At 58.0% G+C, this 21,287-nt stretch carries 15 protein-coding genes and 1 riboswitch; of the genes, 6 read left to right on the forward strand and 9 right to left on the reverse strand.

The genetic code is table 11. The annotated features are described in order from the left end of the window. Positions 1 to 121: 121 nt before the first annotated feature. The 3 genes from K7R21_RS08705 to pdxR all read right to left on the reverse strand — a co-directional run bounded on the left by K7R21_RS08705 (position 122) and on the right by pdxR (position 5,141). Complete coding sequence (locus K7R21_RS08705) at positions 122 to 1,258, reverse strand: HD-GYP domain-containing protein (RefSeq protein WP_224982873.1); 1,137 nt, start codon at positions 1,256 to 1,258, stop codon at positions 122 to 124. Then, a complete protein-coding gene (locus tag K7R21_RS08710) occupies positions 1,255 to 3,348 on the reverse strand; it encodes a HEAT repeat domain-containing protein (protein ID WP_224982874.1) in 2,094 nt (697 codons plus the stop codon). Before K7R21_RS08710 ends, K7R21_RS08705 begins: the two co-directional genes overlap by 4 nt. A gap of 389 nt (positions 3,349 to 3,737) precedes the next feature. Continuing rightward, entirely contained in the window at positions 3,738 to 5,141 is a 1,404-nt protein-coding gene (pdxR, locus tag K7R21_RS08715; protein ID WP_224982875.1) for a MocR-like pyridoxine biosynthesis transcription factor PdxR, read from the reverse strand. Positions 5,142 to 5,196: 55 nt separating this feature from the next. On the opposite strand from pdxR, the gene K7R21_RS08720 reads away from it, so the two are divergent. The 4 genes from K7R21_RS08720 to K7R21_RS08735 all read left to right on the forward strand — a co-directional run bounded on the left by K7R21_RS08720 (position 5,197) and on the right by K7R21_RS08735 (position 10,634). Then, positions 5,197 to 5,568, forward strand: a complete 372-nt coding sequence (locus K7R21_RS08720) for a pyridoxamine 5'-phosphate oxidase family protein (protein WP_224982876.1) — start codon at positions 5,197 to 5,199, stop codon at positions 5,566 to 5,568. 290 nt (positions 5,569 to 5,858) lie between these two features. Next, positions 5,859 to 7,547 carry a transporter substrate-binding domain-containing protein gene (locus K7R21_RS08725; protein ID WP_224982877.1) on the forward strand — a complete coding sequence of 563 codons (1,689 nt, stop codon included), beginning with the start codon at positions 5,859 to 5,861 and terminating at the stop codon, positions 7,545 to 7,547. Positions 7,548 to 7,549: 2 nt separating this feature from the next. After that, positions 7,550 to 8,971 (forward strand): sigma-54-dependent transcriptional regulator, encoded by a 1,422-nt coding sequence (locus K7R21_RS08730; protein ID WP_224982878.1) that lies wholly within the window; start codon positions 7,550 to 7,552, stop codon positions 8,969 to 8,971. Positions 8,972 to 9,347: 376 nt separating this feature from the next. Continuing rightward, positions 9,348 to 10,634: a dicarboxylate/amino acid:cation symporter gene (locus K7R21_RS08735; RefSeq protein WP_224982879.1), complete on the forward strand. Its 1,287-nt coding sequence runs from the start codon at positions 9,348 to 9,350 to the stop codon at positions 10,632 to 10,634. Positions 10,635 to 10,896: 262 nt separating this feature from the next. Here K7R21_RS08735 and K7R21_RS08740 read toward each other — a convergent pair whose 3' ends face one another. Together K7R21_RS08740 and K7R21_RS08745 are read right to left on the reverse strand one after the other, a co-directional pair. Beyond that, positions 10,897 to 12,096, reverse strand: coding sequence for a hypothetical protein (locus tag K7R21_RS08740; protein WP_224982880.1), 1,200 nt, complete (start codon positions 12,094 to 12,096; stop codon positions 10,897 to 10,899). A 112-nt stretch (positions 12,097 to 12,208) separates the two neighbouring features. Continuing rightward, positions 12,209 to 12,300: riboswitch (cyclic di-GMP riboswitch) on the reverse strand. A gap of 27 nt (positions 12,301 to 12,327) precedes the next feature. Next, positions 12,328 to 12,633: a hypothetical protein gene (locus K7R21_RS08745; protein WP_224982881.1), complete on the reverse strand. Its 306-nt coding sequence runs from the start codon at positions 12,631 to 12,633 to the stop codon at positions 12,328 to 12,330. A 237-nt stretch (positions 12,634 to 12,870) separates the two neighbouring features. Between K7R21_RS08745 and K7R21_RS08750 the strand changes: the two genes are divergently transcribed. Then, positions 12,871 to 13,500: a DUF6448 family protein gene (locus K7R21_RS08750; protein ID WP_224982882.1), complete on the forward strand. Its 630-nt coding sequence runs from the start codon at positions 12,871 to 12,873 to the stop codon at positions 13,498 to 13,500. Positions 13,501 to 13,604: 104 nt separating this feature from the next. Here K7R21_RS08750 and K7R21_RS08755 read toward each other — a convergent pair whose 3' ends face one another. Further along, complete coding sequence (locus tag K7R21_RS08755; protein WP_224982883.1) at positions 13,605 to 16,019, reverse strand: PAS domain-containing hybrid sensor histidine kinase/response regulator; 2,415 nt, start codon at positions 16,017 to 16,019, stop codon at positions 13,605 to 13,607. 586 nt (positions 16,020 to 16,605) lie between these two features. Here K7R21_RS08755 and K7R21_RS08760 point away from each other — a divergent pair. After that, complete coding sequence (locus K7R21_RS08760) at positions 16,606 to 17,160, forward strand: PEP-CTERM sorting domain-containing protein (RefSeq protein WP_224982884.1); 555 nt, start codon at positions 16,606 to 16,608, stop codon at positions 17,158 to 17,160. Between the two features lie 266 nt (positions 17,161 to 17,426). Here the strand turns inward: K7R21_RS08760 and K7R21_RS08765 are convergent, their stop codons facing one another. From K7R21_RS08765 to K7R21_RS08780, 3 genes are all read right to left on the reverse strand, one after another. Continuing rightward, positions 17,427 to 19,919, reverse strand: a complete 2,493-nt coding sequence (locus K7R21_RS08765; RefSeq protein ID WP_318248337.1) for a PAS domain S-box protein — start codon at positions 19,917 to 19,919, stop codon at positions 17,427 to 17,429. A 507-nt stretch (positions 19,920 to 20,426) separates the two neighbouring features. After that, complete coding sequence (locus K7R21_RS08775) at positions 20,427 to 20,735, reverse strand: rhodanese-like domain-containing protein (protein WP_224982885.1); 309 nt, start codon at positions 20,733 to 20,735, stop codon at positions 20,427 to 20,429. Positions 20,736 to 20,927: 192 nt separating this feature from the next. Then, complete coding sequence (locus K7R21_RS08780; RefSeq protein WP_224982886.1) at positions 20,928 to 21,284, reverse strand: sulfite exporter TauE/SafE family protein; 357 nt, start codon at positions 21,282 to 21,284, stop codon at positions 20,928 to 20,930. Positions 21,285 to 21,287: the final 3 nt, after the last annotated feature.

Here is a 21,287-nt window from a genome sequence, read left to right on the forward strand (position 1 = left end):
TGGCACAGGAACCGGGCGCCATCGTACCAGCTACGGTGGCGCCTCTCTTAGGCTGTTACGACACTCCCAGCTAAGACACTGGCCGTTCCCACACCGCACTCGTGTCTTCAACTACATCTGCTTAACTAGGGCTTGGGGTATTCAGGCCGGAAAGTATCTGGAAGAAATTGTGCGTCAGTACCGGATGCAATTCGGTGCCGGACATCTCGAGCATCATGCCCTTGATGCGCTCGAGTTCGATGGGGTCGCGGTAGCTGCGCCGGGTCCGGGTCGCATCGAAGAAGTCAGAAACCATGGTCAGGTGGCTGCAGAGGTTGAGCCGCCAGGATGGGGGGAGCTTGGGGTAGCCGCTCAGGTTGAACTTGGCGTGGTGCTCGTAGGCGGCAATCACAGCCATTCGGGGGACTCCCGGGATATCCATGAGGTAGCGCGCGCCCCGGACCGGGTGCTGCTTGATCGCTTCGAATTCCTCGTCGGTGAGCCTGCCGTTCTTGTTGATGATCTCTTCGGGAACGAAGAGCTTGCCGATGTCGTGCAGCATGGCGGCCACCCCGACATCCTTGAGCTGCTGTCCCTCGATGCCGAGAGCCATCGCCTGGGCAAGATTCAAGATGCAGACATTGGCGCAATGGGTGAACGTGTACTCGTCGCTATCCCTTAGGGCGGCGAGAACGACAAGAGGCATCCCTTCCTGGCGAAACAGCTCGACGAACCCGGCTACGATCTCGGCAATGCCGGAGACCTTGAACTTCTGGCGGCGCTGCACCGCCTGGTAGATTTCCGAGAACCGGTCCAGTTCCTGGCGGTTGAGTTCCTTGAGCACTTCCGCCGCACACCCCACTCCTGCCGCAGTTGCGGTGGAAGACTCCTCAGGGACCTTGAGCCAGCCAAAGCGCAGGTGATCCGTCGATGCGGCCTCGTCCCCTTGTCCGGAACTCAGCAGGAGAATGAGGTCGGCCACCTCCTGCCGGGTGATCCCCCGCAACAACTTGAGGGACTCGATGCCGCGCTCCTTGAGCATCAAGGTAAAGCGGTTCAGGAACAGGCTGTACTCCTGCGGGCGGCCGTCGATGATGAGGTCGTTTTCCACCACGATCAGGTGCAGTTCGCCGCGGGTATCGAGCAGCGCACTTAGCTCCTCGAATAACTGGTTTCCCAACCGGACGACCTGAAGATGCCCGCTCGAGTAAAGCGCGGCGCCGGCACTTGCCGACAGAAGCAGTCGGATGATACGGGATGTCGGGGTTGTACTGTTCATGAGGTACCGTCCACCCTGCCGCGCAGCATTGACGCAGCCTGCCGCCCGACCGCCCCCCTCTTGGCAGCGATCTTCTTCAGAAGTGGCAGGGCGGCATCCGCGGGGTACCGCCACAGCGTCATGACGGCATCGAGTTTCAACTTGGTCAGCCTGCTGCGGTACAGCAGGTTGACCGAGGCAAAGAGTTTCTCCAGCAAGGGGAGCGACTCTGGATTGCCTACCTCCCCCAGCGCCTGTACGACCTGCCTCTTCACCTGCAGCTCTTTGGTGGAGAAGCCCGGTGCCAGCAGCATGGCATGCAGGATCCCGAGGACCCTGGCCGACCCGGCCATTCCTGCGACCTCGAGCGCCGCGAGCACGGCCTGTTGGTTATCGCTCTCAAGATCCCTCACCAGCTTACCCTCCGCCATGGTATCCCCGAATTCGAGCAGCGCCCTGAGGGCTTCCTGGGCAACCCTACGGTCGGAATGACGGGCCAGCACGCGCAGCCTCTCCACGGTGTCGGAGAGTTTCATACGCCGAACCAGTGTGATCAGGTTGCGCAGAAAATACCAGCGGCTATCGGAGAGCCGAGCGATGACGGAGGGAGCGGCCGGGGTACCGATCTCCACCAGACGGTCCATCATGAACCGTCTCAGCGACATGCTCTCGCTTTGCGCCAGGCCCTCCAGGAGGGCATCGCTAAAAGGTGCACCTACCGTTGCAATCACCTCGGCGATCTCATCGAACCTGGGCTTTCCCCAGGTTTCCAGTCCGTCCAGTACCTCGCTGACGAACTCATCGCAGGCCAGAAGCTCCATGACGCGCTGGCGCACCTCGATGGGCACCTCGCCCCCGGTCACCTCGCGCAGAATCTTGATAAACTGCGGGTAGTCGCCCTCCCGCAGGAAATAGATCCCGATATCGTAAAGGTTCCTGGCATACCCGTCGATTTCCTCCCCCTCGCCCACGCCTGACTTCAGGAAGAGAAGCAGGAGCTCGCCGGTGCTCTTCTCAAGGCATGACTGTTCGAGGGTTACCAGGAGATCACGCACACCTTCGCTCCCCAGGAGGGGCACCTGGCCCGGGTCCATCATCTTGTGCAGCTTGTCCTGATAACTTTGCGGGATGAACTCTTCGCTGGCGTGTTCCTTGAGGATGGTCTCGACCCGCGCCGACAACTCCGCCTCCGGCAGGACTGGCTGCAGGGACTCGCCGGAAGGAGGGGCGCTGGAACTGAGCTGCCGCAGCAGTTGCAGTACGAAGGGGGGGATGCTCTGCTGGCGCTCGCCAATTTCCTTCAGCGTGTCCCGCACCACGTTCAGTGGCATGTGCCGGATGAGCGATTCCATTTCCGGTGCGGTGATCGCCTCGGACAACCATGCGGCGGCGAGAAACTGCTGACGCAAAACGGGGTTCAGCTTGGCGACAAAACCGGCGAAACTCCGGCCGATGACTTCTTTGGTGCGCGGAGCTGCGGTTTCTCCACGGGCAAAGGCATCCCCCAAGAGACGTGTGAAGTCCCCCAAAAGGCCACCTTGGCCGAATTGACAGTTGAGGGCTTCGGCTACCAGTTCCGGATCCAGCGCTCCTCCGGCGAGCACATCTCCCGCCTTCAGCCCGCTCTTCAAAACCAGGGCAAACCGTTCCCAGAGATCGAGAGCTTGACTCGCCACCTCCCCGGCCTGGGGTTGCGGTTCCTCTGTTGCAATGAACAGGTCGTAGCGTATCTCCCTGATAGCGAGAGAGGTGATGCCGGACTTCTCCCAGACCGCACCGACCCCGCCGGCGGCATGAATCTTTTCGCGTTTGCTGCCCAGGATGATGATGAAACGGCGCAGCTCCTCCTTGCTGAGCCCCCGTTTCAGAACAAGCGTCCCTATCCCCCGTTCATGCAACGTCCGGGCGAAATCCCTCATGACCGGATTCGACTTGTCGACTACCTGATCCGCCAGCACGAGAGTTGAACCGGCCACCCCAACGATGATCTCGTCGTGTTCGCCGAGGAATTCGGCGTAGCTGGTCAAGGCGCTGGCTAAAGAGGCGTCGATTATTTGATGCCCGGGCGGGTAAGCGGCCATGTTGCGGCGCGAAACATTGAGTTCACGCACCAGCCGCACCAATGACGGTGAGGACGCCGTGCTCAAGGGGGTAGTTTTTTTGGTTCGATTGCTCATATCAAGGCTTGTCTGAATCTGTCTGCAACCGTTGACGCCTTCTATCCAGGATAAGCGGAGGAGGACCGGACAATCACCCTGGCGAAGTCTATTAAACCAAGCTTTAAGTAGAGCGGCATATGTCCGGTAAAAGGGGAAGAACCAGACCGACACAACACAAGATATCCTATTAACATCACGGAATATATCTTAAACATTCATCAAAGAAAAGTTTATTGTGTCGCAAAGAGGTTTGTCAGGAACTGTCACATCAGACATCCCAGGACCGCTACCACCTGCCCCCATAATATTATTGAATTCTGCACCTGTTAGTGGGGGCAAGTTCAGGGTACCTTGAGGCAAAGTTCGGAAAGGAGCTTGATGCCCGGATCTATCTCGGCAACGCTCATGCCCCCGAACCCGAGCATGAGGCGAGTCCATGCGGGAGTTCCTCCGATGCAGGTCACGCTGAAGGGGAACAGGTTGATCCCCCTTGCCGCGGCGTCGCGAATGATGGTGCTCTCGGCGCAGGGGGCGTTCTGCAACTCAAGGATGACATGCAATCCTGCTCCCGCACCGATCACGGTCCCCCTGTCGCCGAAGTGTTGCTCGATCGCCTTGAGCATGGCGTCGTGCTTCTTGTGGTAAACGATGCGCATGCGCCGGATGTGGCGTTCCCAGTAGCCGTGCGCCATGAACTTCGCCATGGCCCTCTGTTCGAGGAGCGAGACGGTAGGGAAATAGTCGCCATACAAGGCGCGGAAACCCGCGAGCAAGGAGCTTGGCAGCACCATGTAGGAGAGGCGCAGCGCCGGCGAGAGTATTTTGGAGAAGGTTCCCAGGTAGATGATGTCCGCGTCCGGACGCAACCCCTGCAAGGACGGGATCGGCTTGCCGTAGTAGCGCAGTTCGCTGTCGTAATCGTCCTCGATGATCACGTTACCGCCGGACATCGCCCAGTCGATCAGGTTCAACCGGTTGGCGACGGGCATCACCTGACCCAGCGGCATCTGGTGGGAGGGGGTAACGTAGGCGACGGTACTCCGGCTGGCGCGCAGTCCCTCCAGGTCCATCCCCCCCGACCCGACCTCGACCGGCCGGATCTCGAAACCGTTGTTTTGGAACACTGCTCGCGGCAGATGGTACCCGGGGTTCTCGACCGCCAGTGCGGAATGACCTTTTCGCAGCAGGTGCGCCACCAGGTCAAGGCTTTGTTGCAGGCCGGCGCCGATGAAGATCCGTTCGGGGCCGCACATCACCCCGCGGGAACGCTCCAGGTACCTCTGGATGTTGCAGCGTAACTCCCAATCGCCCTGGAAACCTCCGTAATGGGAAAGCTCCGCCGGGCTCTCGCGCAGGGTTTCCAGAAGGGAGCTGCGCCACTGCGCCATGGGAAAACCGTCGGGGTCGAGGCGTGCGGGATGGAAGTCAAACCTGAACCTGGGTTCGCGCTGGCGCGGGCGCTCACTCTTGCGTACGGCACGGGACCGCGACACCGGTGCAACCGGCTGATCGATGGGGGATACGAAGTAGCCACTGCGTTGCCTGCTGTAGATGTAGCCTTCGGCGAACAGTTCCTGGTAGGCCCCCTCGACTGTGTTTCGGCTGGATTGCAGCTCTGTTGCCAGGTCCCTGACTGAAGGAAGCTTGGCATGCGCAGGGAGTTTCCCCGACAGCACCTGTTCCCTGATCTGGTTGTAAAGTTGCCTGTAAAGAGGGACTTTGTCTTTCACATCGAGAATAAACATAACGTCTTCCAGTCACACATTGGCTGTGCAAGATCACTAACAGGAGGTAGAAGAAATGATACCCGAAAAGCTGCTGGAAATTCTGAAACAGGATGGCGTGGTCGCCATCGCCACCCTGGGAGAGGATGGTCCTCACCTGGTCAACACCTGGAACAGCTACATCCGCGTCTCCGCAGAGGGGCGCGTATTGATTCCCGCCGGCTACATGAACCGGACCGAGGCCAACGTCGCCTACAACCCGGAGGTCCTGCTCACGGTGGGGAGCAGCAAGGTGCAGGGCCTGCACGGACCGGGCGCAGGTTTTCTCATCAAGGGGAAAGCCGCATTTATAACGTCCGGACCCGATTTCGATCAACTAAAATCCAAGTTCAGCTGGCTGCGCGCCACTTTGTCTGTCACCCCCGACACGGTCACCCAGACCTGGTAGACCTGAAACACCGACCAGCCCGATAAAGAAAAGGCAGCCCTTCACGCTTCACCTGTAATCACGTGGAGAGCTGCCTGCCCCCACCTCCCCCACCACCCACCAGCCTCTTCCCCTTTGAACTTCCCCGCTGCGACCGCATCGTTCCCCTCTACATCCCGGCTCGCGCTCTCTATCAAAATGGCCACATTGACTTTTCATTTAGCCGCGACATATACTTTGAACTCTCGAAGCCTACCGCAAACCTCCACCTCGCTCAGAAGGACCAACTCCCTTTGATTCGTTCGCGGTACATGAAAGGTAGCATCCTCTTCACGCAGCACATCCTGCCGGCACTGCTTCTGCTGGCCCTGTGCCTGGTCATGCCGTACTCCGCCTGGGCGGCGGGTGGGACCATCGTCGTCGGCGGTGACCACAACTACCCCCCGTACGAATTCATCGACAAGGACGGCCATCCCGCCGGTTTCAACGTCGACCTGACCCGCGCCATCGCGGAGGTGATGGGGATGACGGTGGAGATCCGCCTCGGCCGCTGGGACGAGATACGCAATGCGCTACGAACCGGCGAGGTGGACATCGTCCAGGGGATGGTCCAGGCGGACGTGCGTGCCAGGGATTACGATTTCTCGCCACCGCATTCCATCATCAACCAATCGGTCTTCGCCCGCCGCGGCACCAAGCCGGTCCGCGATCTGAGCGACCTCAAGGGGAAGGAGGTCTTAGTGCAAAACGGCGGCATGATGCACGACTACCTCCTGGGAAAAAACGTGGGGGCGCGCATCTTCCCGGTGGATACCCACATCGACGCGCTGCGACAACTCGCCGCAGGCAAACACGACTACGCCCTGGTCGGCAACCTGCCCGGACTCTACCTGAGCCGCGAGTTCGGGCTCTCCAATATCGTACCGGTGGGCAGGCTCTTCGCCGGCCAACCTTATTGCTACGCGGTCAGTAAAGGGAACGAGCAGATCCTTTCCCAGTTCAGCGAAGGGCTCGCCATCCTGAAAAACACCGGGCGCTATCAGAAGATCCACGACAAGTGGCTCGGCGCGCTGGAGCCTCCCACCGTCTCCTGGCGCAAGATCCTCACCTACGCGGCTATCACCGCGCTGCCGCTTTTGTTGCTGCTGAGCGCCATCGGCTACATCAACCGCAGGCTCGCCAAGGAAGTCGCCGTGCGCACCCAGGAGATGCAGTTGCAACAGCAGCAACTGATCCAGGCGGACAAGATGGCGTCGCTCGGGGTCCTCGTGTCGGGTATCGCCCACGAGATCAACAACCCGACCGGGCTTTTGCTCTACAACCTGCCAGTATTGAAGAAGATCTTCCGCTCCACCGAAGAGCATCTGGAACAGAGGTTCCAAAAGGAAGGAGACTTCCTGATCGGCGGGCTGCGCTACTCGCAGTTTCGCGAGGACATCCCTCTGCTCATCGACGAGATGCAGGACGGTGCGACCCGCATCAAGCGCATCGTCGAGGACTTGAAGGACTTTGCCCGCAAGGACACCTCGCAGATGGACCAGTCGGTGCTCCTGAACGACGTGGTCCGGGCCGCCCTCAGGCTGGTGGAGAATTCCATCCGCAAGACCACCGGCAACGTCGTCACCACCCTTGCCGAAGGCCTACCGGCAGTGCGGGGCAACGCGCAGCGGATCGAACAGGTAGTGGTCAACCTGATCCTCAACGCCTGCCAGGCACTCCCAGACCCGACCAAGGGGATCTTCCTCGCTACCAGTTATGACGCCGAACGAAACGAGGTCCTGCTGCTGGTCCGCGACGAGGGGGTGGGTATCGCCAGCGAGGATCTGCATCGTATCGCGGACCCCTTCTTCACCACCAAGCGCGAGACAGGCGGGACTGGCCTGGGCCTCTCCGTATCGGCCTCCATCATCAAAGAACACAAGGGGACCATGGCTTTCGACTCGCGACAGGGCGAGGGGACCACGGTACGGGTGGCGCTGCCCGCCCTGCAAGGAGCATGACCATGATCGACTCACTTAATCCCACGTTCGAGATCCTCCTGGTGGACGACGAGGAGGCGTGGCTGCGCAGCATCAGCATGACCCTCGCCATGTCGGGCGGCATCAACAACGTGGTGCGCTGCTCCGACAGCACCAAGGTCCTGGAGTTGCTCCGATCCCGCCCCATCGGCCTGGTCCTGCTCGACCTGAACATGCCGAACCTCTCCGGCCAGGACCTGCTCCCCGCCATCATCGAAGAGCACCCGGAGGTCCCGGTGATCGTGCTGAGCGGACTGAACCAGGTATCCGTCGCCGTGGAGTGCATGCAAAAGGGCGCCTTCGACTTCTTCGTCAAGACCGTCGAGGAGGAACGCCTGATCCAGGGGATCCACCGCGCTATCCGGCTGATCGACCTGCAGCGGGAAAACAGCGAGATGAAATCCCGCATTTTGAGCGACCGGCTGGAGCACGCCGAGGCTTTCGCCGACATCCTCACCGCGGACCGGGCCATGCTTTCCATCTTCCGCTACATCGAGGCGGTGGCCGGGAGCAGCCAGCCGATACTGATCACCGGGGAAAGCGGGGTCGGCAAGGAACTGGTGGCGCGGGCGGTGCACAAGGTGAGCCGGCGCCCCGGACAGCTCGTCTCGGTCAACGTGGCGGGACTGGACGACCAGATTTTCAGCGACACCCTCTTCGGCCACACCAGGGGCGCCTTCACCGGTGCGGAACTCCCCCGCAGCGGCATGATCGAGCGGGCGGCGGACGGGACCCTGTTCCTGGACGAGATCGGGGACCTGGCCATCACCTCACAGGTCAAACTGTTGCGCCTGCTGCAGGAGGGTGAGTACTTCTCCCTGGGCAGCGACGTACCCAAGCGCATGAACGCGCGGGTGGTCGTGGCGACCCACCACGACTTGGCCGCCAAGCAGGCCGCCGGAGAGTTCCGCAAAGACTTCTACTACCGCCTGTGCGGTCACCACATCCACATCCCGGCCTTGCGCGAGCGTCCCGACGACATCCCTCTTCTCTTCGACCACTTCCTGGACGAGGCGGCCCGGGAGCTCAACAAGAAGAAACCGACCGTCCCCAAGGAACTCCCCGTCCTGCTGACCAACTATTCCTTCCCCGGCAACGTGCGCGAGCTGCGCGCGCTGGTGTACGACGCCATGAGCCGCCACGAAGCGCACATGCTCTCCATGGACACCTTCAAGCGGGTCCTCGGTAAAGATCAGAGCCGCCCCGTGCGGCTGGACGAGCAGGGACAACGCAGTGTCTTCGTCCCCACCGAACCGCTCCCCGCCCTGTACGAGGTGAGCGATCTCCTGGTCGCCGAAGCGATGCGCCGGGCACAGGGGAACCAGTCCATAGCCTGCCGCCTTATCGGAATCTCCCAGCCGGCACTGAGCAAACGCCTTAAAAAGACAGGAGATTCCTTGTCGTAACCGTCAACGCCCAACGCAGTTTTACCCTCTCGCGCCGCCTGCGCGGCGGCGAGGGCGTCCGTCGCTTCTCCTCCCCACACAACCCCTATAACCTGCGCCCCTGCTATAACCTCCGACTAACTCGCCTAACCTTTCTTGATTCCAGGACAAATCTCTCTTAAGCACCGCATTGGCGCCCACAGGTTATACCCCCCTGTGCATTCCCTCCCCCGCCTGCGCACCTCATAACTTGTGGAGTTTTCGCCACTTATCCTTTTGTAAACGAGTTGGCAATTGTCTTGCTATCTCCGGGGTACTGCAGGATGTAGAAAACTATTTTATGGGAAGCTGTGAGATTGGGGACAACAATGCAATTCAACCTGAAGGAGAGTGCAGCATGAAAAAGAACAAATTGACCCTCTACATCCTGGTGGCGATGATTCTCGGAATCGTCGTCGGCTACTTCTGTAACCTCAATGCACCGGACGCCAAGGCTGCCAAAGTGATTGCCGGATACTTCGACATCATCTCGTCGGTCTTTCTGCGCCTGATCAAGATGATCATCGCGCCGCTGGTCTTCGGCACCATCGTCTCCGGCATCGCCGGCAACGGCGACTCCAAGGCCATCGGCCGGATCGGAATCCGCGCCATGGGCTGGTTCCTCTGTGCATCGGTGATCTCCCTGGTGCTCGGCATGGTGTTCGTCAACCTGTTCCAGCCCGGCGTCGGCACCTCGCTACCCGCACCGGCGACAGGCGCAACCACCAACCTCAACGTCGCCGCCCTCAACTTCAAGGATTTCGTTACCAACATCTTCCCGACCAGCTTCCTCGATGCCATGGCGAAGAACTCCATCCTGCAGATCCTGATCTTCTCCGTCTTCTTCGGGTTCGCCATTGCCTCCTTCAAAGACGACGCCACCAAAACCGTGGTCGCCTTCGTGAAGGAACTGGTAAACATCATGCTCAAGGTGACCGACTACGTCATGCAATTCGCCCCGGTAGGCGTCTTTGCCGCCATGGCGTCCTGCATCACCGTGCAGGGGCTCGGTGTGTTGACCACCTACGGCAAGTTCATCGGGAGCTTCTACATCGGCTTGATCGTGCTCTGGGCCGTGCTCATCGGCGCCGGCTACCTGTTCCTGCGTAACTCCACCTGGACCCTGCTCAAGCTGATCCGTGAGCCGATGCTGATCGCCTTCTCGACCGCGAGCAGCGAGGCCGCCTATCCGCAGACCCTGGAGTCCCTGGAGCGCTTCGGCGTGAAAGAGAAAGTCTCCGGCTTCGTGCTGCCGCTGGGCTACTCCTTCAACCTGGACGGCTCCATGATGTATCAGGCCTTTGCCATCATCTTCATCGCTCAGGTCTACAACATCGAGCTTTCCATTTCCAAGCAGATCGCCCTGCTCCTGGTCATGATGCTGACCAGCAAGGGTATGGCCGGTGTCGCCCGCGCCTCGCTGGTGGTTGTCGCCGCCACCCTCCCCATGTTCAACCTCCCCGAGGCGGGCCTGCTGCTCATCATGGGCATCGACCAGTTCCTCGACATGGGGCGCACCGCGACCAACGTCATCGGCAACAGCATCGCCACCGCCGTCGTCGCCAAGTGGGAAGGCGACCTCGGTGCCGAGCAAGAGGATGAGGCAGACGACGCGCTCCTCGTCGCGGTACCGGTACAGGAGTAGTACGGCTAGCTACCGTCGAACTGCCGGCACACCCGGCTATTGAAAACAAGAAAGGCACCCGGTTCATGACCAGGTGCCTTTTCTAGTTCATCTTCCATTATCGGATTGTTGAGAGTCAGTGATCACGAAGTTTCTTCGTCACATTCTTCGCGACATCGGAGGGAGCCAAACCCGGTTCCAGACCAGTTTGCGCTTTCAATGAACTCGCCCCTCCGCTGCCATTTTGCCGCGCTGCTGACCCCGGACGTACCCCTTCCAAAGCCTATTTCACCGGGAACTGTGCCCTTTGTCCCTGGGGCGTATTCAATATCGTCACCAGCTCGTTGCGCAGTTGGTTGATCCTTTCCATGAGCGCCGCGGTGTTGGCATCGCTGTTGTTCTTGATGGAGGTGGCATTGTTGTTGTCGTTGCGTTGTATGTCGGCGTGCTGGGTATAAAGGGTTGCGAACCCGCTGTCGATGCTGCCGGCGGTGTGCTGCAGGCAGGAGAGCGTAGAGGTCTGCAGCGCCCCCTGTTCCGACTTGAGGATCTCATCCACCGTGGTGTAGGCGATCTCCAGCACGGAGGCTGCCGTCTCGAAGGCCAGACAGACGATAGCGCCGTTGCCGCCGAACCCCAGGGCGACCGCGGTCTGTTTGCAACTGGCCCCCGCCATCCCCGCAAGTCCGCGCGCGGTGACCGATACCTGCCTCATTACCCCTGACGCGATGTCCAGGCCGGGGGTGCTGACCGGCGTATCGCACCCAGCCGAAACGGTCTGAGCCGACATCGAGAAGAGTGCCTGCGGCGCGACGGCATTCAGTTCCTCGAGGTCCCCGTTTACCTTGTGCAGTTCCCCTTCCAGCGCACCGTAGGCCTGTTCCATCGGCTCGGCTTCCGCCTGCATATCCTGCCGCTCCGCGTCAGTCACACCGTCATCCGCGTTGCAGATCTGATCGCACTCCAGGCCGTCCTGCCCTTTACCCTTGTTCTTCTTGAGCGGATTGCAGGCCTGCTTGTTCCCGTTGCTGTCAAGATCGATGGCAGCGCATTTCGCGCTCAGTGTGCCCTGGTCGTAGTCGCAGACGCCGTCGTTGTTCTGGTCATCCTGGGCCGAGAGCGGCACGCGGTAACAGGCGTTCTTGTTCGATTTTGCCCCGGTCTTGGCCAGTTTTTTGAACTCGCTGGCTCCGTTTTTGATCTTTGAGCGGCCAGTATTCATCTTCACCCCTTTAAGATGCTCGCGCTGCCCGGCCGTGAGCTTGTCGCCCAGCAGTGATCCCTCCTGGAAAAGACCAGTCATGAACTCGATCTGGTTGGCGACACCGTCGTGCTTGCACTTGAGCCTGTCGTAAATGTCCGTTTGATCACACGAAGCCGTGGCGGGTGGTGATGCCCATGCTGCGGTGTGGGAAGTGATGACCAGGACAGAGACAACGATGGCGCCAAACAACACAGGGGAGGCCAAACCGTTCAGTTTCATACTTTTCTCCTTTTGGGCTGCGAGGTGTGGAGTGTCCGGTTCTGGAACAGACGGTATCGGTATGGGGCAGACAAAAAAATGCCGGGCGCTGAACGCCCCCCGCAAAGGAGGCTCCGGCAGCCCGGCTGACTTGTTGGAAGTAAACCTCGAGGAAGTCCCGTGGTTTCCCGTGCCTCGGTCACCCGAGGTTCGGCTTTACCTGATGCAATGGTATTGCTGGAATCGGGAATGTCAAAGTACGAAAGGTCCTACATCACAACCTAACAGACCACGCAACGAATAATGCCACAGTGGATGTTTTTCCTGATCTTCTTGACTTGTATCAAAGGCGGGAGTCGACACGAGTGGCATCATATGATCATGATAGCTCCTCGAGTGACCATAATGAGTATCGCACTCCTGCTGATGATCGTTTCTTTTGTCGGCACCGCTGCAGCTTCCGGCCACAGCCTTGAGTTCAACGCCACTTCCGACCTCAGCGCCTCTTCCCTTGAAAACCCGCACAATTGGGACGATCAACCCGCTGATGACGATCATGATGGAATCCGGTGTTGCCAACAGGATGTTCCTTACGGGACGCTTGAGGGTAACGGGTATGAACTGAAAATAACGGAGCGGAAACTTGCCTGGCATGTCTCCGCACGTGGACTTGACGGATACACCAGGCAAATCTATATACCTCCACGGTGACCTCCCTACAGTGCTAACTTCCCCTCAGATGCACAACGACTGGGCACACTAGTGCCTGGGACACAAGGAGATGGAGATCTTTCCATGATGAGATTGGTAAAAATAACAGGGGCAGTAATTGCCACAGTAGCCACTGTTTCACTGGCAACGCCCGAGTTGGTGTCCGCACATTGCGACACGCTGGACGGCCCCGTGGTACAGGACGCGCGCAAAGCGCTGGGAACTAAAAGTGTCACCCCGGTTCTCAAATGGGTGCAGGCGAAGGACGAAAAGGCAATTAAAGTGGCATTCGACAAGGCAGTTGCGGCAAAGGGGAGCAAATCCGAAGCCGCACATAAACAGTTCTTCGCCACCCTGGTGAAGGTGCACCGCGCCGGCGAAGGCGCCCCTTACACGGGTCTGAAGCCTGCAGGAGCCGTAGAACCTGCCGTAGCCGAGGCCGACAAAGCCTTGACGACCGGGTCGGCTGACAGCTTGGTGCGACTGGTCACGGAGGATATCACCGCAGGTATCCAGAAACGCTTCGAGCGTGCCCAAGCGGCGTACACGCACAAGGACGAAAGTGTTGCCCAGGGCCGCGAGTTCGTTGAGGCCTACGTCGACTTCACCCATTTCGTGGAGAAGGTGCACCTTTCCACCACAGGCACCGCCCACGGTGAACACGCGGAGCACACCCGCCACGCCCCTGCCGGGCATGGCAGCGAAAAGCACTGAAAATGACATTAAGGGGCTCCGTAAGGAGCCCCTTAATGTGTCGCAGCCCAAGCCAGGAAATCCGGGTGAGGATGGAGGCCGATCTGGAATCGGACAAAAGCACCTTATCGCTGTCGGCTTTTATCCAGGATCGCGTCTATCGCTTTGGTCAAAATAGCGAGGTTGAAAGGTTTTTCTACGAATCCGGCTAATCCCGAGCCGGCGAACTTCGGCGCAACTTCGTACTCGCTGTAGCCGCTTGCCATGAGTACCAGCACCTTCGGGTCCAACTGCCGCAGTTCACGGAAGCATTGTTCCCCGTCCATCTGCGGCATGGTGAGATCGAGGATCACCAAGGCAAGATCCGGGTGTTTTTTGAAGAGCTCTACGGCCTCACGCCCGTTTTCGGCGGCGATGGGAGTGTAGCCGAGCAACTGGAGCATCTCGCAGCCGATCTTTCGCACCTCCTCCTCGTCGTCCACGAGGAGGACCTTTCCTTCGCTTTTGCGCCACTTCATTTCGGGGGCAGGAGACGCAGCGATCTCCGCAGCCTTGTCGCACGCCGGCAGGAGCACCCTGAATACGGTTCCCTTCCCGGGGGTACTGTCAACCTTGATGGTGCCCCTGTGCCCCCTGACGATCCCCAGTACGGCAGCCATCCCCAGCCCCCTACCTGTAAATTTGGTAGTGAAGAAGGGGTCGAAAATCTTTGCGGCCGTCTCTGGTGACATGCCGCATCCGGTGTCAGCGACTTCGACAAAGACATAGAGCCCTTCCGGGATGGCATCCACGAGCCAGGTCCCCTGGAGATACTTCTCGTCGCACTGGACGCTTCCCGTACCGATATCGATCACCCCTTCCTGCTCATCGAGGGCCTCAGAGGCGTTGATGACCAGATTCATTACGATCTGGCGGATCTGCGTGGCATCGGCATCAACAGGTGGCAGCGGCCGGATGAGATTGTAGTTCACCACCGCCTTCTTGGAGACCGACACCTCCAGCATATGCTTCATCTCCTCGACCAAGCGGTTCAGGTCGGTTGGCTCGACGATGAACCTCCCCTTTCCAGAGTAGGCGAGCATCTGTTTGGCAAGGTCGGCGGCTCGTGCTGCTGATTTTTCGATGCGTTGCAGGTTCTCCATAACCGGCGACCGAGGTTCGAGTTGTGCCAGGGCCAGATCTGCATTGCCGATGATGCTGGTGAGAATGTTGTTGAAATCGTGGGCTATGCCTCCCGCCAGGACGCCGAGGCTTTCCAGTTTCTGCGTGTGGAGCAGCTGCTGTTCCAGCCGGTTGCGCTCCTCCTCAGCCTCCTTGCGTTCCGTTATGTCACGTGCTGTCGCGTAAGTCATCCCGTCTTCCTGGTTATACACTGCGCTCCACGATAGCCAGCGGATAGAGCCATCCTTGCGCACATATCGGTTTTCAAACCTAAACGAGTTCCCAGACAGCATCTGCTGTTCCATTTCCACAACGGTAAATTCCCTGTCCTCGGGATGGACAAAGTCGATGAAAGGCTTAGCTACCAGTTCCTCCTCGCAATAGCCGAGGATTTCCGAGCAGGACGGATTGGTCTTGAGGAAGGCGCCTTTTGGATCTGCGATGCACATGAGGTCGTCGGAGGTCATGAACAGGGTATGAAACTGTTCACGTTCTTTTTCCGCCCGCTTGGAGTCAGTGACGTCATGGGCTGAACCGAAAAAACACTCCAGGGCACCCGGGTCGTCAAAGCAGGCGGTGGTTGAATCACGCAGCCAGCAGTACTCCCCATCAGCCCTCCGGAGACGGTACTCGAGGTCCAGGTTGACAGTTGGGCCGGTGCGATTAAGAAATGCCTGGTCAAGGGCGGCAAAAATGCGCACCCTGTCTTCGGGATGGAAGTAATCCTTGAGTGTCTCGAGACTGTTCTTTTGGAATTCTGCGACGGGATGGCCGGTTATCTGTTCGAAAGCGGGGCTCAGGTAGTCATACCTGCCTTGTGCTACGTTGAGGCGGTACAGGACGTGATGACGGCTATTCAGGGCCTGGGTGAAACACTTGTTCGTGTAGTCAAGCTCAGCCAGTTGCTGCCTGCGCTTGGTAATGTCACGGGTCAGCGCAAGCGCGACCGGCACTCCCCCCAGGTTAAAAACCGAGGTTCGTATCTCGACCGGAAATCGTGTCCCATCCTTGCGCTGGTGCACAGACTCGAAGATAGCCGGCGGTTGCCCTATCAGTGAGGCGAAGTGGGCTGTGAAATCCTCCCTGCTGATCAGGGGATCAATATCAGTGATCTTCATTTTGAGGAGTTCGTCCCTGGTATAGCCCAGACAGTCGCTGGTGGCGCTGTTCAGGTCCAGGATCTCCCCTTGTACCCCTATCAGTTCAAAACCGTCTCCAGCCTGTTCTACTAAGGTACGGAAGCGACGTTCGCTTTCGGCAAGTGACCGCGCAGCTTTCCGTGATTGGAGCATCTGGCGCAGCAGGACCATCAGGAGTATAACCAGGGCCACGATGGCAACGGACGCCGTGATGTGGTATGAGCCGTCCTCCCCAGGCAAGGCGCCCCCCCTTGCTCCCCCATCCGGAGTTGCAGCAGTTGCAGGCAACGGCACCTGCAGCACAAGGAACAGCAAAGCTCTGTGATAAAGCGAATTGAGCTGCAAGGAGATTTGGTTCATGGTCGCTGTCCGGTATGGGATCTCTACTGCAAGGCCGCTATCAGCTCATCGGTGGGGGCGGTCTTCCTTATTTTACACAGCACCACGTTCTGCAGCCATCGTGTGCAATATAACAGAAAAACATAAAAAAGTAGGACTGCGAGCACCCGACTCGGCTGCGAAAAAAGAAGCGGCGACTTCAAAAATGACTGGATATGTACTAGAGCAGAGCCGGCATGATCGATGATCGCACAGCTTTAGGCGGGTCATTACAGAAATCAAATAAGTTGTCGAGCAGGAGGAGGCTATCCTTTGGTGTCTTTACACCTGTCGCAGATCCTTACATCTTTTCCCCCGCGCATCCTTCGAAGCCCTTCATAGAACACCTCTACGGCGAGCCCCTCTACCGTAAATGGCTGATTTAACAGGATCGGCACGCGAGTTGCCTTACAATGGACAGCTTCAAAATAACTACGAACAGGAGGGCATGAGAATGAGAGCGTTTTTGGCAGGAATTCTGACCGTAGCGCTTATGCTTGGCGCGACCGGAATCGCCGGGGCAACATTCTACACGAGCACCACCGACCTGGACCGGATCCTGACCGGCATCGGCACGTTGTCTTGGCAGCAAGACATGCCGAGCGACTTCACGATGCCATACGACACCATCAACAGCGCGCACTTGACGATCTACTCGAACTTCGTCAACGGCAGCAACGACTACGTGCAGGTAGAGAGTAACTTCATGGGGACGCTAAAGGATGACACCGGCTGGACCTGGTTCTGGAACCCGATGGAATCGACCAAGTTCGACGTTGCCTCGAGCATCACAGCACCATGGGGGCAGGGCCAGGACCTCGACGTATCCCTCATCTACAGAGAAATTGGCTGTCTTGATTTCCTCTACTTGGACAAGTCGGTGCTCTGCCTCAACTATGACAACGGAACCGCCCCGGTCCCTGAACCCGGCACCATCCTTCTTATGGGCCTTGGCCTGGCCGGGATTGCCATCTACGGGAAACGCCGCGAAAACCAAGCTTGACCTTCTGTACGATCTGTTGAAGACCAAGGGGCTTTACATAAAGTGTAAAGCCCCTTTTACACAAATCTGCACGTGCCCCTGGCCGAAGACGGGCCGGCGTTCCCTCCAGAAACAAAGTGCGTCCCCGTCCCCAGTCTCCCCCGGGGGGTGACTCACTTTTCTTGACGGTTCTAGATTAGAGGGAACTGGTCCCTGATGGGAATGAACTGGAACCGTTCAGGGCCTCACGGGCCTGCTTGTTGTGGCAGCGGCACCCTCAATTCGACTTAGGCCTCTTTTGCATCGATGTTCAGGCCATGAATGCTCTCACGCAGCGCCGTCAACTTGTACGGCTTCTGAATAAATCCTGCCAGCCCTTTGCCGATGAACTTCTGTGTCACTTCCAGTTCACCAAATCCACTACTCATGATCACTTTAACGTTCGGATTCAGCGCCCGCAGCTCCCTAAAGCATTGTTCGCCATCCATGAAAGGCATGGTGAGGTCGAGGATGACGAAACTGATATCATGGCGTGATCGGTAAGCCTCAATAGCTTCACGACCGTCGTTAGCGGTAAGGACGTTGAAGCCCATTTCCTGAAGCATTTTTGTTCCAATATCTCGAACGGTCTCCTCGTCGTCGACGAGCAGCACTGTCCCCTTAAAGCTTCCATGATCGCTCTTTGCAACGTGCTTGACCAGTTCGACGGCTTTGTCGCTCGCAGGGAGGAGAATCTTGAAGGTGCTCCCCTTGCCCAACTCACTGTACACTTTCACGGCTCCCTTGTGCCCGCGGATGATGCCGAGGACCGCTGCCATGCCGAGGCCCCTTCCGGTAAACTTCGTCGTGAAGAACGGATCGAAAAGCTTGGCGAGCGTATCTTTGCTCATGCCGCATCCGGTGTCAGCGATTTCGATAAAGACGTATTGCCCTTCCTTTACCTGCTCATCGAGCAGGGCATCTTTCAGATAGCCGCTGTCACAGTCCAAGCACCCAGTGGTGACGGCGATGACGCCGTTATCCTCGCCAATGGCTTCCGAGGCGTTGATGACCAGATTCATAATGACCTGGCGGGTCTGGGTGGCATCCGCCTCTACCGGAGGCAAGGGGCGGTTGAGATTGAGGTGCAATACTGCTTTCTTGGAAATGGACACTTGCAGGATGTGCAGCATTTCTTCCAGTAGATCGTTGATGTCGTGGTTACTGATGACGAATTTCCCCTTGCCGGAGTACGCAAGCATCTGCTTCGCCAGATCGGCGGCTCGGGCCGAGGCCTTTTCTATGCTGTGCAGATTGTCGATGGCAGGAGATTCAGGGTTGATACGCATAAGAGCCAGATCGGCATTGCCGATTATCGAAGTAAGGATGTTATTGAAGTCGTGGGCGATACCACCGGCCAGCACCCCGAGGCTCTCAAGCTTCTGGGCATGAAGGAGCTGCTGCTCCAGTTTCAGGCGTTCCTCCATGGCGCGCTTTCGTTCAGAAATGTCACGGGTGTATGCGAAATTGAATTCATGGTTGCCGAAATGAACGTAGTTGGCGTTGACCTCCACAGGAAATATCCGGCCGTCTTTGGTGCGGTGCCGGGTCTCCAGGATGATGTTGCCGCGGGTCCTGAGTTCTTCGAAGTGAAGAGACCACACGCCAAGCTGGTATTCCGGATCCAGATCGAAAATGCTCATGCGAAGCAGTTCCTCACGGGAAAAACCAAGGCCCTCGCAGGTTGCATCGTTGACGTAGAGGATGCGCCCTGCGCTGTTGATCCAGAACATGCTGTCGCCCGCATGGTCAACGCAAAACCGCATCATCTGCAACGACTCGGCAGCCGTTCTCTGTTCAGTAATGTCGTGAAAGGACCAAAAGCGGCCAACGATCTCATTGCCGACCTTCTGGGGCTGCGTGTAACGCTCGAAGATGCGGCCATCGGCAAGGTAGAGTGTTTCGGTACACGATGCGTCCGGGTGCTTATACAGCTCGGCGACATGGGCGGTAAACTCGTCGGGGTTGGCCATTTGGGACGCGGCATGGGCAAGCAGCAGCTTGTTGTCGGGCATCTCGAGCAGATGCTGTGGTACCCTCCAAAGTTCGACGAACCGTTGGTTCCAGCGGGTGACCATACCCTGCCGGTTCACGATGAGGATGCCATCGGGCGTCGACTCCAAGGCAGCTGTGGCTAGGGCGGTCGAGTAGAGAAGTTTCAGGTCCGCTTCACGGCGGTCTTCCTGCTTCTTCAAGATCAAGCCGATGATGGTGGTGAGCACAGGATAGATGAGAAGGATAGGCAGGGCGATCTTCGCGAGGATGGCATTGCGCATTGGCGCCGGGAAGAGAAACATGCAGGAGAGCATGGCCAACTGGACGACGATGCCGAAGAGGTACAACTGAATCCAGTTGGGCACCTTGGTGAACTTCCCCTTGAACCGCCTTCCGCCAAGGCCCACCAGTGCGGTCACCAAAATGACGACCGTTCCGACTATCCCCCCCGCCCCCCCCTGGTAGAGCCTGAAGGCTCCGGAGATCGCAACCGCAATCGCCGTTGGGATGGTGCCGAAAAAAAGGCCGCACAGGCTGAGGAGAACCCACCTGGTGTCGAAATACAATCCCTTCTCAAGGGACCAGGGGTTGAGCATGACCGCGATGCAAATGAAGCCGACCAGGGCACCGATCAGCCCCTCACGCAGTTGCTTGTTTGATATTTTGTGGATGCTGAACGTGTCATAGACGACGCAAAGGATAAGCATCAATGCAGCATTGTTCAAAAAAACAGTGAAGGTATCCAAAATCCCCCCCATGTCAGACTTCAAGTACGGGCAGTTGCGAGAGCGGCATGATGCGTATGAAGTATCTTCGATTATGGCAATGAAAGCAATGACTCCGCGCACAATCCTTCAGAAAGTTATGGCGACGACACATATTTGCCACCAATTTCGGGGAAAGTGCTTGACCCGAATGGGGTGCAACCAGCTCCTGCCGACCTACGTGGAGCAGCACTTCCATCATGAAGAGACATTCCTGCGGTTCTTAGGAAGAATAACGAAATGATGAAGAGTAGACTAGAGTCCGGGCCGTGAAGTGCCACACTTGTCTTGGATTAACTTTGGTGGATCAATATGTAAAGGCAGGGAATAGGGTGAATTCGCAAAGAACGCAGATCTAAAACTTGGTGCTCGCGTACGATTAGCGGGTGTAGTGTGGCAGCCTGCCACAATAATGACAGGTGACAAAGGGGCATGTAGTCGACACCTAAATAACCACGTCCACTTTCTCCAACAATTTTATAACTGCCATCACTTTTGCAGGGGAAATCCAGATCGGCGCCAGCCAGCCATGTGTCCGTCAAGCAGGGCGATATTCCGGTAACCGTACGCCTGTAACAAGCTCTCAGCGATGCGCGCCCGGGGGCCGTGCTCACAGGTGATGACGAGCTCCGCGTTGCGATCAGACGGAATTTTGTCCAGTCTCAGCAGAATCTTCCATGTCGGGGCATGAAGCGCACCGGGAATGTGGCCTCTTCGGAACTCGATTCCCGTCCGTACATCAACCAGAATCGGTGCATTTTTCGATTTCATGCACTTCATCAATTCATTGGGCTGCATGTTATCTCCATATCACTTTTGCTCTGCCTCGCCATTCCTGTGACGTCCAAATCACAGGTAGTGAGGATACCCGAGTGTTGCGTGGCAAGAAGCAGCTGGGCACAGAGAGCGCTAGAAAAAGAGGGCCCCGGAACCCGGCCGATCTGTTGGAAGTACACCGCGGGAGCCGTATCGAGAATCGGCAGAGTCAACCTAAGCGAGTAGCATCTTAAGTGCGATAAGCAGCATGACCCCACCAAAAATTTTCTCCAGCATTACCGAAGAAACACTGGTGGCGAGTTTTGCGCCAAAAAATCCGCCCACGACAAATCCGAGACAGACCAGGGCTGCGATTTTAATATCGACGAACCCTTTCTGGTAATAGGTCCACGCAGCCAGTATACCAATCGGCGGTATCATGAGTGCAATCGTGGTCCCTTGTGCTGCCTGTTGTGAAAGTCCGAACAGAAAAACCAGAGCCGGGACAATGATGACACCACCGCCTATGCCGATCAGTCCACTCAGCGTCCCGGCCACCAGTCCCAGGAAGATTAAAGCAAATATCATCATTGT

It is taken from the genome of Geomonas agri, assembly GCF_020179605.1.
Classification (GTDB): Bacteria; Desulfobacterota; Desulfuromonadia; order Geobacterales; family Geobacteraceae; genus Geomonas; species Geomonas agri.

What these genes read in the sequence shown, in the direction of transcription:
- K7R21_RS08705 (WP_224982873.1), bottom strand. Translation starts at nt 1,258, where the DNA reads ATGAACAGTACAACCCCGACATCCCGTATCATCCGACTGCTTCTGTCG.
- pdxR (WP_224982875.1), bottom strand. Translation starts at nt 5,141, where the DNA reads ATGTTTATTCTCGATGTGAAAGACAAAGTCCCTCTTTACAGGCAACTT.
- K7R21_RS08720 (WP_224982876.1), top strand. Translation starts at nt 5,197, where the DNA reads ATGATACCCGAAAAGCTGCTGGAAATTCTGAAACAGGATGGCGTGGTC.
- K7R21_RS08725 (WP_224982877.1), top strand. Translation starts at nt 5,859, where the DNA reads ATGAAAGGTAGCATCCTCTTCACGCAGCACATCCTGCCGGCACTGCTT.
- K7R21_RS08730 (WP_224982878.1), top strand. Translation starts at nt 7,550, where the DNA reads ATGATCGACTCACTTAATCCCACGTTCGAGATCCTCCTGGTGGACGAC.
- K7R21_RS08735 (WP_224982879.1), top strand. Translation starts at nt 9,348, where the DNA reads ATGAAAAAGAACAAATTGACCCTCTACATCCTGGTGGCGATGATTCTC.
- K7R21_RS08740 (WP_224982880.1), bottom strand. Translation starts at nt 12,096, where the DNA reads ATGAAACTGAACGGTTTGGCCTCCCCTGTGTTGTTTGGCGCCATCGTT.
- K7R21_RS08745 (WP_224982881.1), bottom strand. Translation starts at nt 12,633, where the DNA reads ATGATCGTCATCAGCGGGTTGATCGTCCCAATTGTGCGGGTTTTCAAG.
- K7R21_RS08750 (WP_224982882.1), top strand. Translation starts at nt 12,871, where the DNA reads ATGATGAGATTGGTAAAAATAACAGGGGCAGTAATTGCCACAGTAGCC.
- K7R21_RS08760 (WP_224982884.1), top strand. Translation starts at nt 16,606, where the DNA reads ATGAGAATGAGAGCGTTTTTGGCAGGAATTCTGACCGTAGCGCTTATG.
- K7R21_RS08775 (WP_224982885.1), bottom strand. Translation starts at nt 20,735, where the DNA reads ATGCAGCCCAATGAATTGATGAAGTGCATGAAATCGAAAAATGCACCG.
- K7R21_RS08780 (WP_224982886.1), bottom strand. Translation starts at nt 21,284, where the DNA reads ATGATGATATTTGCTTTAATCTTCCTGGGACTGGTGGCCGGGACGCTG.